This is a genomic window from Streptomyces sp. CA-181903 (genome assembly GCF_050937075.1).
Classification (GTDB): domain Bacteria; phylum Actinomycetota; class Actinomycetes; order Streptomycetales; family Streptomycetaceae; genus Streptomyces.
Map to the genome: position 1 here is coordinate 2,789,551 of NZ_JBNJLY010000001.1, position 13,726 is coordinate 2,803,276.

A 13,726-nucleotide genomic window follows, 5' to 3' on the forward strand; every position below is an offset into this window, starting at 1 on the left:
AAGTCCACCACGCCCCAGGAGTCCCCTGCGCCCGGGGAGTCCGCCGTGCCCGAGGAAGCGATCCCGGCCCCCGCCGGTCCGGTGCGGGCGTCCCGCGCCTTCGACCCGTCCGAGGCGGCCGCCGCGGCCACGCGAGCCATCCTGCGCGACACGCTGGACGGACGGCACCGCGGCGTCGTCGTCGACTCGCCGCCCGGCGCCGGCAAGTCGACGCTGGTCGTCCGCGCCGCCCTGGAGCTGGCCCGGGCGGGCCGGCCGCTGATGGTCGTCGCGCAGACCAACGCCCAGGTGGACGACCTGGTGCTGCGGCTGGCCGAGGAGGACGCCGACCTGCCGGTCGGCCGGCTGCACAGCAGCGACCCGCGGCCCTACGACCCGGCGCTGGACGGGCTCGACCAGGTCGTCACGTCGACCAAGGCCGCGGACCTCGCCGGTCTCGACGTGGTCGTCTCCACCGCCGCGAAGTGGGCGCACACCAAGGTCACCGAGCCCTGGGGCCAGGCGATCGTGGACGAGGCGTACCAGATGCGCTCGGACGCGCTGCTGGCCGTGGCGGGCCTGTTCGACCGGGCCCTGTTCGTCGGCGACCCGGGCCAGCTCGACCCGTTCAGCGTGGTCGGCGCCGAGGGGACGGCGCAGTGGGCCGGCCTGTCGTACGACCCGTCGGTGAGCGCGGTGAGCACGCTCCTCGCCCACAATCCCGGGCTGCCGCAGCACCGGCTGCCGGTGTCCTGGCGGCTGCCGGCGTCGGCCGCGCGCCTGGTGTCGGACGCGTTCTACCCGTACACCCGCTTCCGCAGCGGCACGGACCACGGCGACCGCCTGATGTCCTTCGGCGTCCGGGAGGACGGGTCGGCGGTGGACCGGGTCCTCGACGAGGCCGCCTCGTCCGGCTGGGGGCTGCTGGAGCTGCCCGAGCGGCACGTGCCGCGTACCGACCCCGAGGCGGTCGAGGCGGTGGCCCTGGTGGTGCGCCGGATGCTCGACCGGGGCGCGGCCGTGACCAGCGAGCGCGCCCCCGATCCCGTCCCGCTCACCGCCGCCCGGATCGCGGTGGGCACCGCCCACCGGGACCAGGCGGCGGCCGTCCGCGCCGCGCTGGCCGAGCACGGGGTCGTCGGCGTGACGGTGGACACGGCCAACCGGCTCCAGGGCCGCGAGTTCGACGTCACCGTCGTCCTCCACCCCCTCTCGGGGCGCCCCGACGCCACCGCCTTCCACCTGGAGACCGGCCGCCTCTGCGTCCTGGCCTCCCGCCACCGGCACGCCTGCGTGGTGGTGTGCCGCGCGGGAGTGGACCGGCTGCTGGACGAGCACCCGTCGACGGAACCGGTGCGGCTGGGCGTCGCGGTGAAGTTCCCGGACGGGTGGGAGGCGAACTTCGCGGTCCTGACCCACCTGAACGAACACCGGGTCCGATGGCGCCCCTGACCACCGCCCGGCACCCGTCGGCGAAAGCGGCCGGTGATCACAGCCCGGACGGGCGGGAGGCGGATTTCGCGGTCCTCACCCACCCGCCCGAGCACCGCGTCCGGCGGTGCCCACCCGCCCGAGCACCGCGTCCGGCGGTGCCCCTGACCGCCGTCCCCGGCGGGAAGAGCGGGCCCCCTTGCGCGCGGCGCGACAATGGATGGCGGCGCAGACGATCCTGGAGGTATGTACATGTGCGAGTGCGAGCCGAAACAGGCTCCCGGTCCGGGCGGTGGCGCGGCCCCCCGCCGCAGGCCCGCGCCGCTGCTCTTCGAGCCGCCCGAGGCCGTCTCGGAGGCCGAGCACTTCTTCGACCTGGAGTCGATCGAGGACCCGCGCGAACTGCTGGCCCGCTCGACGGAGCTGGCCCTGGCCTTCCGGGCGGCGGCCGACCGCGCGATCGAGTTCCAGGCCGTGGCGGCGGCCCAGCTCGCCGACCCCCGGCGGTTCGACCGGCTGCCCACCGCCGTGATCGCGGAGCGCGCCGAGTGGAGCGAGGACTACGCCAAGAAGATGGTGGAGTTCGGCCGCGAGCTGCTGCGCAGCGGCAGAACGGCCGACTGAGCCCGCCCCTGCGGCCCCTCGCCGCGCATCCGGCCCATGACACCGGCTCATGGGCCGTTGGCATATGCGGCGCACAACCTAGCGCACCCCGTCCCGCGCTGTCCCGAATTCCCGGAACTGCCGCCGCCCGCCCCCGGTCGCGCGCCGACCATGAGGGCATGGACTCCAGGCCACGCGTTCCGCACCCCGCCCGCCTCCCGCAGCCGACCGTCCCGAGCGAGCCGGTGCGCCCCGCCGGCGCCGAGTGGCTGGCCTCGGCCAGTCCGCTCCCCCGCAGCGTGCTGGCCCTGTGGGCGGCCGACCCGCGGACGACGCTGCTGCTCCCCTGCGGGCGGGCCTTCGACGTGATCGGCGTCCCGTCGCTGTTCGGCCGCCGGATGCTGGACCGGCTGTGGTCGGACGGGCCCGGTTCCGGACCGGTCGCCGCGCAGCAGGGCCGGCTGCTGCTGTTCGCGGCGCCCGGCACGGCCCAGCGGCTGCCGGCGCTGCTGCGCTGGGAGGAGTGGGCCCGGGCCGTCCCGCCCCTGCTGTGCCTGGGCACGGGCGACGCGGTGACGGTCCCCCCGCCGTATCCGCCGGACGGGACGGAGCCGGTCCCGCCGGCCTCGCGCTGGGTGGTCGCCCCGGACGTCCGGCATCCCTGGCTGCCGGGGCCCGATGTTCTGCTCTGGTCCTGCGTCCGCACCGCCCGCGCCGGGCTCAAACATACGGATTTTCTTTCCACCGGATCAGGGTGCTAGAGTCTTCTCTGTCAGCAGGCGCCGCTAGCTCAGTTGGTTAGAGCAGCTGACTCTTAATCAGCGGGTCCGGGGTTCGAGTCCCTGGCGGCGCACAGACAGAGGAAGCCCCTCCACTTCGGTGGAGGGGCTTTTTCGTTCCCCGGAGAAGCGGGTGGGGAGATCACTCCCGGGTGACCCGGACCGTCCACGCCCCGTCCGCCGTCCGCCCCCGTACCGCCACCCGGATCCCGCCCTCCGCGACGGTCAGGGACTCCCCGACCCCGAGCGGCGCGTCGGCCAGCGGCGGGTAGACGGCCTCTCCGGGGCAGGCCGAGGTGCCGGGATGGCCGTCCACCACTTGCACGGGCCCGCCGCCGGACGGCGTGTCGCTGTCCACTCGGTAGACCAGTACGCCCTCGGTGCAGGTGGCGGCGTCGTTGCCGGTCGCGGTCCGGACCTCGACCACGACGGCGCTGCCGGCCCCGGTCCTGGCCACCACCAGCCGGGTGCGGGTGTCCCCCCGCCGCATCGGGGCCTCCAGCGGCTGGACGGTGTGCACGGCGCCGCCCCGGCCGATGACGCAGTCCACCTGCCGGGCGTCGAGCCAGCCGAGCTTCCACTTGTGCCAGCCGAAGGGGTCGGCGGCCAGCCCGAACTGGCTGCCCATGAGGTCCCAGTCGCCGACGTGGGTGTCCCAGTCGCCCTTTCCCTCGGAGGGCCGGTGGTAGAGGTCGGGCAGGTCCAGGACGTGCCCGGTCTCGTGGGCGAGGACGTTCCGGTCGGGCGGGTGGTGCTCGAAGACGGTGACGACCCGGCGCAGCTCGGCGCCGTCGACCTCCAGCGGCCGTTCCAGGTTGACGACCTTGGTGGCGTCGGAGTCCACCCCGGGCGCGTCCGGGTCGGCGACCAGGTAGACCAGCCCGTAACGGCCGAAGTCCACGGCACCGCGCGCGGCGGTGATGGCGTCCCTCAGATAGGCGGTGCGCAGTTCGCCGTCCCAGTCGCGCTGTATCCGGTACGCGGTGGAGGGCCGGGGCATCCGGAACCACCGGTCCACGGGGTGGGCGCGGACGGAGAACCGGCCGTACGAGGCGCGTTCGAAGAACCGGGAGGTACCGGGGAAATGGTCCGCCATGAGCTGGGCGGGGGTGGCGACCGGACGGGAGTCCGGGAAGGAGAGGAAGACCATGACGGCGTCCAGCCGGCCGAGGGGGCGCGGGTAGGACGGGTTCCAGGTGTCCAGCCCCTCGGAGTGGTGGGCGTCGCTGCGGGGCAGCGCGCAGGGGCCGCCGGGCCCGACGGCCCGGGCGGGGGCCGCCACCAGGGTCGCCGCGATGGCGCACAGGCAGGTCAGCACCGCCCACAGCCGGCGCAGCCCGGACCGTTCCACCCCCATGGGTGTCTGCGGACGCACCACGTCGACCTCCCGGGACGGATTCGGGACACCTCTCCCACCCTCGGATGGTTTGTATGGTTATGCCCTGTTCCGGTCCCCCGGTCGAGTGACTGGGCCGACTTCTGGGTACATCACACTCAGTCACGGACGGTCAATCGAGATGCCATCGAGATGCACGCCCATGCAGCCTCGGCCCCGAGCGGGCATGGACGTACAGAAACGGTCGAATCCAGGGTCGCGGCTCCCCTGATCGAGACCCGGCCGCTGGAACGGGCCCCGTACGAGCCCTATGATCGCCACATTTGCAGCATGGATTGCCCCAACCGGCGGCCCAATGCCGTCAATTCGACCACGCGTACGAGACTCATGAAAGCCGCACCAGACAGGTGCGGAACGATTGCCACGCGGGAGCGAGCGGTGAGCGGAACCCTCGACGGACAGGGCGGCGTGCCGGGTGCGGCGGCGCCCGTCGTCACACAACGTCACGTCAACGCGGACGATTTCCGCGCTGCCTTCCGGGCCGCGCACCTCGGGATGGCCGTCGTCGGGGCCGACGGCCTGGTGCGCGTCGCCAACGACGCCCTCGGGGCACTGCTGGGCACCGACCCCGCCCGGCTGGAGGGCTGTCCCGCGGCCGAGTTCACCGGGCTGCGCGAGGACTCCCGGACCTGGAACGCGTACCGGGAAGTGCTGCTCGGCCGCCGGGCCCGGCTCAACTGCACGCGTCGGCTGCGGCGTCCCGGCGGCCGGGCGGTGTGGGCCGAGGTGGCCGTCACCCCGCTGCCGGGCGGCCGCGACGCCCTGCTGTCCGTCGCCGACATCAGCGAGCGCCGGGACCTGCGCGCCCGGCTGCGGCACCTGCGGATGCACGACCCGGTGACCCGGCTGCCCAACCGCAGCCTGTTCTTCGAGCGGCTGGCCGCCGCGCTGGCCGCGGCGGAGGAGGATCCGGACGCCCGGATCGGCCTGTGCTACCTGGACCTCGACGGCTTCAAGGCCGTCAACGACACCCTCGGCCACCGCGCCGGCGACCGGCTGCTCTGCGCGGTGGCCCGCCGGCTGCGCGACTGCGCCGCGGAGGGCGGCCATCTGGTGGCCCGGCTGGGCGGCGACGAGTTCGCGCTGCTGGTCGAGGAGTCGGCCGGCACCGAGCAGCTCGTCACGCTCGCCACCGCCGTACTGGCCGCGCTCCAGCGGCCGTTCGAGGTGAACGGGCAGCGGCTGGCGGTGTCGGCGAGCATCGGCGTCGTCGAGCGCCCGGCGGCCGGGACGCACGCGACCGAGCTGATGCAGGCCGCGGACACCACGCTGTACTGGGCGAAGGCCGACGGCAAGGCGCGCTGGGCCCTCTTCGACCCGGAGCGCAACGCCCACCGGATGACCCGGCAGGCGCTCTCCAGCACCCTCCGACCGGCCGTCGACCGCGGCGAGTTCGTCCTCCAGTACCAGCCGCTGGTCGGGCTGGGCGACGGTGTCGTCCGCGGGGTGGAGGCCCTGGTGCGCTGGCACCACCCGCAGTTCGGCACGCTCGCGCCGAATCGGTTCATCGGACTGGCCGAGGAGACCGGCGCGATCGTGCCGCTGGGCCGCTGGGTGCTGGAGACCGCCTGCCGCCAGGCCCGCCGCTGGCAGCTGGAGCGTCCCGACGAACCGCTGGTGGTGAGCGTCAATGTGGCGGTCCGGCAGGTGTGGGACTCGGACCTGGTCGCGGACGTGGCGGCGATCCTGGCCGAGACGGGGCTGCCGCCGCGCCTGCTCCAACTGGAGCTCACGGAATCGGCGGTGATGGGCTCGGCGGGCCGGCCGCTCCAGCAGCTGCGCCGGCTGAGCGACATGGGCGTCGCCATCGCCATCGACGACTTCGGCACCGGCTACTCCAACCTCTCCTACCTCAGCAGACTCCCGGTCTCCACGCTGAAGCTGGACGGCTCGTTCGTCCACGGCTTCCGCACCGACGAGCCGCCGAACCCGGCGGACGAGACCATCGTCGAGGCCCTGGTGCAACTGGCGCACCGACTGGGGCTGACGGTGACGGCGGAGTGCGTGGAGAACGCGGAACAGGCGGAACGGCTGGGGCGGATCGGCTGCGACACCGGGCAGGGCTGGTTCTACTCCCGCCCGGTCAGCGCGGAGCGGATCTCCGCGCTGCTGGGGGTGAAGGCGCGCGCGGCGGTGTGAGCGGGCGCGCCCCGAGCGGGGCGCGAGTGGCGGCCGAGCCACGCGCGTGCGCTGACGCGGTACGCGAGCGACGCCGCGCGCCCATCTGCGGCCGGGCATACCGAGCGCGGCGGGCCACACACGCCGGCCTTTCCCGCATCCAGGGCGCCCCGGGCGCGCCTCCCGAGCAGGGCGCGAGTGACGGCCGAGCCACACGCCCGCGTGCGCCGACGCGGCACGGACTGCGACACGCCCGTCCCGCCGGGCACACCGCACGCGGAGGGCCGCACACGCCGGCCCTCCCACACCCAGAGCGTCCCAGGCGCGCCACACCTTCTTCGGCGCCCCGGCACAACCGGCCGCCTCCCGGTGCCCCGGTGCGTCCGGCTGGCCCGCACCGGGTGTGACCGGCCGCCCGCCCGGAGGCCCGGCATGCCCGTATGCCCGGCCGGCCGGGCCGGTGCCCGGAGGTGGCCGGCCGTGCGCCCGGCGCCCTGGCCGCATGGCGTCGACCCCGCCGGCGACGCCGGTCACTCCGATCGGGCCGAGTGTGCTGGTCACTCCGATCGGACAGCGTGGGCCGGTCGGGCCACGCAGGCCGGCCGCACCCCCACCACACCAGCCCCCTACGCGCCGGAGGCGCCCGGCATCCCGTACGCGTCCGCGATCAGCTCATAGCTGCGCAGCCGGGCATCCGCGCCATGCACATTGGCCGTGATCATCAGCTCGTCGACGCCCGTCCGCCGCACCAGCGCGTCCAGCCCCTCCCGTACCTCGTCCGGGGTGCCGTAGACCACGTTCCGCAGCCAGTCGCCGACGAAGTCCCGTTCCGCCTCGCCGAATTCGTACGCCTCGGCCTCCTCGGGAGTGGGCACCAGCCCCGGCCGTCCCCGACGCAGCCGGAGCATGGACAGCGCCCCGGTGAGCACCTGGCGGCGCGCCTCCGCCGGGTCGTCCGCCGCCAGCGCCTGGACGCCGATCTTGGCGTACGGGCGGTCGAGGACGGCCGACGGGCGGAAGGACGCGCGGTAGAGGTCGAGGGCGGGGACGGTGTTGGCCGCCGAGAAGTGGTGGGCGAAGGAGAAGGGCAGTCCCAGCGCCCCGGCCAGCCGGGCGCTGAACCCGGAGGAGCCGAGCAGCCAGACGGACGGCCGGTCGGCCCGCTGCACCCCGCCGGGCACGCGGCCCTGGACGGGACCGGGCACGGCGTGGATCCGGGCGTAGGGGTGGCCGTCCGGGAAGTCGTCGTCAAGGAAGCGGATCAGCTCCGAGAGCTGCTGCGGGAACTCGTCCGCCCCCTCCGCGAGCCGGTCCGCCCGGCGCAGGGCGGCGGCGGTGGCGCCGTCCGTGCCGGGAGCGCGCCCTAGACCCAGATCGATGCGCCCCGGCGCGAACGCCTCCAGGGTGCCGAACTGCTCGGCGATCACCAGCGGAGCGTGGTTGGGCAGCATCACCCCGCCGGACCCCAGCCGGATCCGGTCCGTCCGGGCCGCGAGGTGGGACAGGATCACGGCGGGCGAGGAGCTGGCGACGCCGGGCATGGAGTGGTGCTCGGCGACCCAGTAGCGGTGGTAGCCGCGCCGTTCGGTCAGCCGGGCCAGCTCGACGGTGGTCTCCAGCGCCTGCCGCGCCGTGCGGCCGGCGCCCACGGTGGCCAGGTCCAGTACGGACAGCGGGACGGGGGCGCGTCCGCGAGGGGTCGCCCGGATGATCTCGTCGTGCTCGTCGGCCACGGTGGCCCGCCTCCCTGCTCGCGGTCGCGCGGTGCGCGCTGTTCTGTCGTGGGCCCGGCGGGCGTGCCGTGCGATCACTTCCACGCGCCGCGGCCGCCCGTGAGGGCGTCCTTCCGCCGGTCCCGCCGGAAGAGAACCGGAGCCCCACTCCGCTTTATTCCCGCACCGGACGGCGGCCCGGCCGGACGCCCGCCCCGGCATACCGACGGCACGCCATACCGGCGGCATATGCCTCCGACCGGCCCCACAGCCCGGAGCGTTCCGGAGCCTCCCCTTCTCGCGCAACACCCTCTCCGCACGGCCCGCTTCGCCCTATCGTGAGAAGCGGAACACCCGCGCGACCAGCCAAGGGGAGACCGTGGCGCTCAAGCCCGAGCCGATCACACCGTTCCACTCGGTGCAGCACGCCCTGCGCGTCCTGGAGACGGTCACCAAGTACTCCGGCGGCGTGAGCGAGGCCCAGCTCGCCCGGGAGTCCGGCCTGCCCGCCGGGCGCCTCGCCCACCTGCTGGCGATGCTCCGCCGCGAGCGGTACGTGACCCGGGTCGGGGAGGACGCCTACGCCGCGGGCCCCGCGCTCGCCCTGCTGACCATGGGCGGCGACCGCGACGCGGCCCTCACCGGCCGGCTCCAGCGGGCGCTCGCCCGGCTGCGCGACACCGTCGGCGCGGCCGTCTACCTCAGCGGGTACGTCGACGGGGAGGTCCGGATCACCCAGTACGCGGACGGGCCGGGCACGCCCCGCGTGCACGAGTGGGTCGACTTCCGCACCGCCGCCCACGCCAGCGCGCTGGGCAAGTGCCTGCTCACCCAGCTCGACCACGACGACCGGCGCGACCACTTCTCCCGGCACCGGACCGCCCGGCTCACCTCCCGGACGATCACCGACGAGAAGACGCTGCTCACCCGGCTCGCCGCGCAGCCCGCCAGCGTTCCCGTCCTCGACCTGCAGGAGTACGCGGTGGGCACGGTCTGCGCCGCCGTCCCCGTCACGGCGGGCAAGCGGGTCGGCTGCCTCGCCCTCTCGCTCCCGCTCGCCCACGCCCACCGGCTCCGCCAGGCGGCGGACGCACTCAACCGGCACGCCGCCCCGATGCTGCTCTCCCTGGCCCTCCAGTGAGGCCGGAGTGGCCCGCGAGTGACGGGTGGTGCGAAGCACCCCTCGGGACCAGGTAGTATTTATCTCGTCAGCAGGCGCCGCTAGCTCAGTTGGTTAGAGCAGCTGACTCTTAATCAGCGGGTCCGGGGTTCGAGTCCCTGGCGGCGCACAGACGGCAGAAGGCCCCTCACTCCGGTGAGGGGCCTTCTGCGTAGCGGAGTTCAACGGACATCCGAGGAGCCGGCGGAACCTCGGAGGAATCGGCGGAAGGAGCAGCCACGTGCCCCAGCGGCGCCGCACCCCGGCAGCCGGCCTGATGCTGCTGCTCCTGCTGGCCGTCCTCGGCCCGGCCTTCGCCGGCCCCGCCCTCTTCGGCCTGCCCGGCCCGGCACCGACTGCCGCCGCCGCCCGTCCGCACACCGCGTCGCGGCCGGAGACGCCGTCCCCGACCGGAGCGGTGATCGTCTCCGTCCGGAACGACCAGGACACCGGCGGCGGGAGCTGCCGGCCGCTCGACGTGCCGCTGAAGGGCACGGAGATCGTCGTCCCGCACGCCCCCCATGACCCCTGACCGCGTCCGCCACCGCGCGCACGCCGCTCCCCCAGGCCGCGGCGCCACAGGCCCGCGTCCCCCGGGCGCCGCCCGCGTCGCTCGTCGGCAGCGCCGAGCTCCTCCCCGTCCTGCGGATCTAGACCCGCCCGTACGGCCCGCGCCGGGCCGTACTCCGGCATGCCTGGATTCCGCCGAGACCTTGGGAGCTCCGCCCACCATGACCCCTTCCGCCAAGAAGAACGCGCCCGGCCCGAAGAACGGGCGGAAAGCGCGGCCCGACAAGAAGACCCCGGCCGCCCCCTCCGCCACCGGCCGCCGGCTCGCCGCCGTGGGCGCGGGCGCCGCCCTGGCCGTGGCCGTCGTCGCCGCGGGCCTGGCGATCGCCAAGAGCTCCGGCGGCTCCGACGGCGGGGACGACCGCGCCAAGCCCGCCGCCACCGCCTCCGCCGACCCCCAGCAGTCCCTCTTCGACGAGGCCGAGCGGATGACCAGCCGCCGCGAGAAGGGCGACCCGCTCGCCCTCGGCAAGCCGGACGCGCCCGTGGTGCTGGTGGAGTACGCCGACTACCAGTGTTCGTTCTGCGGCCGTTTCACCCGCGAGAGCCAGCCGGAACTGATCAAGAAGTATGTGGACGAGGGCGTCCTGCGGATCGAGTTCCGCAACTTCCCGATCTTCGGTGATCCCTCGCAGCGCGCCGCCCGCGCCTCCTGGGCGGCCGGCCGACAGGGCCGCTTCTGGCAGTTCCACGACGAGCTCTACGCCAAGACCCGCAAGGGCGACGCTTTGGCCGAGGACAAGCTCGTCGACATGGCCCGCACCGCCGGGGTGGGCGACCTCGACCGCTTCCGCGCCGACATGAAGAGCGACGCCTCCGAGGAGGCCGTCAAGAAGGACCAGCAGGAGGGCTACCGCCTCGGCGTCAGCAGCACCCCGTCCTTCCTCGTCGGCGGCCGGCCGCTCGCCGGCGCCCAGCCGATGAAGGAGTTCGAGGCGGCCATCGAGCAGGCCCGGCTGGTCAAGGCGGCCAAGAACCCCCAGGACGCCAAGGACTCCGGGAAGCCGAAGGGCGGGCCGGGCGCATGACCGACATCGGCTACCTCGCCGCGTTCCTCGGCGGCGTCCTCGCCCTGGTCAGCCCGTGCAGCGCCCTGCTGCTGCCCGCGTTCTTCGCCTACTCGCTCGCGAGCCCGGGCCGGCTGCTGGCCCGGACCGGCGTCTTCTACCTCGGGCTCGCCACCACGCTGGTCCCGCTGGGCGCGGCCTCCAGTGCGGCCAGCCGGCTGTTCAACGGACACCGCGAGGCGCTCGTGACGGCCGGCGGGTGGATCGTCATCGCCCTGGGCGCCGCCCAGATCCTCGGCCTGGGCTTCGCCTCGCGCCGGGCCCAGGCCGCGGCCGGCCGGATCACCCCGCGCACGGCGGCCTCCACCTACCTGCTGGGCTGCGTGTACGGGCTGGCCGGTTTCTGTGCGGGCCCGATCCTCGGTTCGGTCCTGGCCATGACGGCGATGCGCGGCGAGGCACTGCAGGGTGCGGCCATGCTCGCCGTCTACGCCCTGGGCATGGCGCTCCCCCTGTTCGTCCTGGCCCTCTTTTGGGACCGCTTCCGGCTGGGCACCCGCGGCTGGCTCCGGGGCCGCGAGATACGGATGGGCCGCCTCCGCCTCCACACCACCTCCCTCCTCTCCGGCCTCTTCTTCATCGCCATCGGCGTCCTCTTCCTCCGGTACGACGGCACCACCGGGCTTCCCGGTCTCCTCGACGCCGACCAGGAGGCGAGCCTGGAGGAGACCGCCTCCCGCCTCGGCAACGCCGTTCCGGACCTCGTGGTGCTGGCGGTCGTGGCACTGGTGGTGGCCGGGGTGCTGGCAAGGGTGGCGTTCCGGAAGCGGTGACAAGGCCCCCTGCGGAACGGCGGGGGCTCAGGGCAGCCGCACCCGCCCGTACAGGTTCGGCTTGTACCGGGCGAACGTCGAGATCCGCACCTTGGTGCCCGGCCGGGCCGCCTCCAGGTACCGGCTGCCGCCGAGGTAGATCGCCACGTGGTGGACGCCCGACGCCCGCCCGTTCCGCGACCAGAACACCAGGTCCCCGCGGCGCAGGGACGTGCGCGGAATCCGTGCCGTGGCCCGGTACTGATCCGCGGCGACGCGGGGCAGCCGGACGCCCGCCCGGCGGTACGCCACCTGTACCAGCCCGGAGCAGTCCCAGCGGTGCGGACCCGTGCCGCCGAGCGCGTACGCGTCGCCGACGTGCGCCAGCGCGTACGCGACGGCCGCTTCCAGCCCCTTGGCCACGGCGGCGGCGTCCATGGCGTCCGCGCCGGCGGCCGGCGCCCCGGTTACGGGAACGGGCAAGGCGGCCGGTTCCGCGGGGACGATCGCGTCTCCCGAGCCCCCGGCGGCGGCCGCCGTCCCGTCCGTCTCCGGCAGGACCGCTTCCTCCGCCCCGGGCCTCTCGGGATGCGCGGGGAGCACACCGGTCTCCTCCTCGCCCCCGGCACCGGACGCCTCCTCCGCCACTCCGTCCTCGTCCGCGCCGGCGTCCGCGTCCGTATCCGGCCTCGCCGCGTCCTCGGGCGCGGCGGGAGCGGCGGCGGGCGCCGCCACCGGGTCCGGCGGGTCGCCCGGTGCGGCCGCGGCCGTGCCCGAGCCGGCTATGACGGCCGCGCCCACGGCCGCCACGATGGCGCCCCGGACGGCGTACCTCCGGTGTCCGGCGTCCTCGTCACTCTCCGCAGCGCCACCGCCCGTGCCGGGCGGGACGGAGGCCGTGCCGCGCCGGGGGCGCACACGGCCGTCCGGTATCGGTCCACCGGCTGTCGTCCGCACCGTTCCACCGCCTTCCGCCCTCGGTCCGCGGTCGCCCGCGGGCGTGCGATCGATTGCCTCAGGCACCGCTCCGCCAGCTTCTCAACGGTCCGCGCGACCCGCACCTCACGGCGGTCCACCGGCTCCGCCGGGCCTCCCACCAGCGCGGACCGGGGCGGCGGTCCGATCTGGCGCGGCTCTGTACTCCACCGGGGTGGTCATCGGCACTCCCAGGAGTGAGGTAGAGTTTTCTCTGTCAGCAGGCGCCGCTAGCTCAGTTGGTTAGAGCAGCTGACTCTTAATCAGCGGGTCCGGGGTTCGAGTCCCTGGCGGCGCACAGACAGCCGAGAGGCCCCTCACTCACCGTGAGGGGTCTCTCGGCGTTCCCGCCACCGTCCGCACGTTCTCCCCCAAGCTTTCGTGTGCTGGCCAAGCGGATGGCGCCCGGGCACAGTCTCCCAATGGCCAGTGACCATCCGGAGCGGATCAAGAGGCTCATCGTCGACCGCCGGCTGTCGCCGGGAGCACCGCTGCCCACCGAGCGCGAACTGACGGAGCTGCTGGGGACGGGCCGCACGGGGGTGCGCGAGGCGCTGAAGGCGCTCCAGGCGATGGGCATCGTGGAGATCCGGCACGGCTTCGGCACCTACGTCGGCCCGATGACCATGGAACCCGTGGTCGAGGCCCTTGCCTTCCGTACCGTCGCGGGCCACCGGCGCGGTGAGGACAGCCTGCTCCAACTGCTGGAACTGCGGGAGGCGGTGGAGGCGGGACTGGCCCGGCGGCTCGCGGGGCGGGTGGCCGCGGCCGATCTGGCCGAACTGGACGCGATCGTCGCCCGGATGGCGGACGAGGCCCTGACCGGCCCCGTCCGGGCGGAGACCGACCGGGCCTTCCACGCCGTCCTCCGCCGGGGGCTGGACAACCCTCTGCTCGACACGGTCCCGGAGGCGTACTGGACCGCCTTCCACCGGGTGCGCCCCGGCCCGTCCTCCGCGTCGGCCGACCCGGGGACGGTCTGCGCCCGGCACCGGGTCATCGTCGCGGCGGTTCGAACGGGTGACGCAGAACGAACGGAAGAGGCCATCCGTGATCACTTCTGCGACATTCGTACACGTCTCCGACTGGACTACCGCTTTGCCCGGTAAACCGATCGTTTCACCCTTGCGATCATGAAGAGGCGTCGGAGATCCTGAACGGCGGCTGTGATCCCCGGCTCACCGT

General features: G+C 74.5%; 12 protein-coding genes and 3 tRNA genes. 12 read left to right on the forward strand and 3 right to left on the reverse strand.

All coding sequences use genetic code 11. The features are described from left to right. Positions 1–45 precede the first annotated feature (45 nt). From ACQEVS_RS12445 to ACQEVS_RS12460, 4 genes are all read left to right on the forward strand, one after another. Positions 46–1,431 (forward strand): AAA domain-containing protein, encoded by a 1,386-nt coding sequence (locus ACQEVS_RS12445; protein WP_433019353.1) that lies wholly within the window; start codon positions 46–48, stop codon positions 1,429–1,431. A 225-nt stretch (positions 1,432–1,656) separates the two neighbouring features. Then, a complete protein-coding gene (locus ACQEVS_RS12450; protein WP_004948925.1) occupies positions 1,657–2,034 on the forward strand; it encodes a hypothetical protein in 378 nt (125 codons plus the stop codon). A 158-nt stretch (positions 2,035–2,192) separates the two neighbouring features. Next, positions 2,193–2,774, forward strand: coding sequence for a bifunctional DNA primase/polymerase (locus ACQEVS_RS12455; RefSeq protein WP_433019355.1), 582 nt, complete (start codon positions 2,193–2,195; stop codon positions 2,772–2,774). Between the two features lie 18 nt (positions 2,775–2,792). Next, positions 2,793–2,866: transfer RNA gene (locus ACQEVS_RS12460), tRNA-Lys, on the forward strand. 68 nt (positions 2,867–2,934) lie between these two features. Here the strand turns inward: ACQEVS_RS12460 and ACQEVS_RS12465 are convergent. Beyond that, entirely contained in the window at positions 2,935–4,149 is a 1,215-nt protein-coding gene (locus ACQEVS_RS12465; protein WP_433027498.1) for a M6 family metalloprotease domain-containing protein, read from the reverse strand. Positions 4,150–4,515: 366 nt separating this feature from the next. Between ACQEVS_RS12465 and ACQEVS_RS12470 the strand changes: the two genes are divergently transcribed. Further along, a complete protein-coding gene (locus ACQEVS_RS12470; RefSeq protein WP_433019357.1) occupies positions 4,516–6,327 on the forward strand; it encodes a putative bifunctional diguanylate cyclase/phosphodiesterase in 1,812 nt (603 codons plus the stop codon). A gap of 605 nt (positions 6,328–6,932) precedes the next feature. Here the strand turns inward: ACQEVS_RS12470 and ACQEVS_RS12475 are convergent. Further along, positions 6,933–8,039, reverse strand: coding sequence for an LLM class flavin-dependent oxidoreductase (locus ACQEVS_RS12475; protein ID WP_433019359.1), 1,107 nt, complete (start codon positions 8,037–8,039; stop codon positions 6,933–6,935). A gap of 358 nt (positions 8,040–8,397) precedes the next feature. Here ACQEVS_RS12475 and ACQEVS_RS12480 point away from each other — a divergent pair, with 358 nt between their 5' ends. The 5 genes from ACQEVS_RS12480 (at position 8,398) to ACQEVS_RS12500 (ending at position 11,587) form a co-directional block, all read left to right on the forward strand. After that, positions 8,398–9,159 carry an IclR family transcriptional regulator gene (locus tag ACQEVS_RS12480; RefSeq protein ID WP_433019361.1) on the forward strand — a complete coding sequence of 254 codons (762 nt, stop codon included), beginning with the start codon at positions 8,398–8,400 and terminating at the stop codon, positions 9,157–9,159. Positions 9,160–9,233: 74 nt separating this feature from the next. Beyond that, positions 9,234–9,307, forward strand: a tRNA-Lys gene (locus ACQEVS_RS12485). A 111-nt stretch (positions 9,308–9,418) separates the two neighbouring features. After that, positions 9,419–9,709: a hypothetical protein gene (locus ACQEVS_RS12490; RefSeq protein ID WP_433019363.1), complete on the forward strand. Its 291-nt coding sequence runs from the start codon at positions 9,419–9,421 to the stop codon at positions 9,707–9,709. Positions 9,710–9,908: 199 nt separating this feature from the next. Continuing rightward, positions 9,909–10,775: a DsbA family protein gene (locus ACQEVS_RS12495; RefSeq protein ID WP_433019365.1), complete on the forward strand. Its 867-nt coding sequence runs from the start codon at positions 9,909–9,911 to the stop codon at positions 10,773–10,775. Continuing rightward, positions 10,772–11,587, forward strand: coding sequence for a cytochrome c biogenesis CcdA family protein (locus ACQEVS_RS12500; protein WP_433019367.1), 816 nt, complete (start codon positions 10,772–10,774; stop codon positions 11,585–11,587). The genes ACQEVS_RS12495 and ACQEVS_RS12500 overlap by 4 nt, the downstream gene beginning before the upstream one ends. A 27-nt stretch (positions 11,588–11,614) precedes the next feature. Here ACQEVS_RS12500 and ACQEVS_RS12505 read toward each other — a convergent pair whose 3' ends face one another. Next, positions 11,615–12,367 (reverse strand): C40 family peptidase, encoded by a 753-nt coding sequence (locus ACQEVS_RS12505; protein WP_433019369.1) that lies wholly within the window; start codon positions 12,365–12,367, stop codon positions 11,615–11,617. 398 nt (positions 12,368–12,765) lie between these two features. On the opposite strand from ACQEVS_RS12505, the gene ACQEVS_RS12510 reads away from it, so the two are divergent. Next, positions 12,766–12,839, forward strand: a tRNA-Lys gene (locus ACQEVS_RS12510). Positions 12,840–12,963: 124 nt separating this feature from the next. Further along, complete coding sequence (locus ACQEVS_RS12515) at positions 12,964–13,650, forward strand: FadR/GntR family transcriptional regulator (RefSeq protein WP_433019371.1); 687 nt, start codon at positions 12,964–12,966, stop codon at positions 13,648–13,650. Positions 13,651–13,726 lie beyond the last annotated feature (76 nt).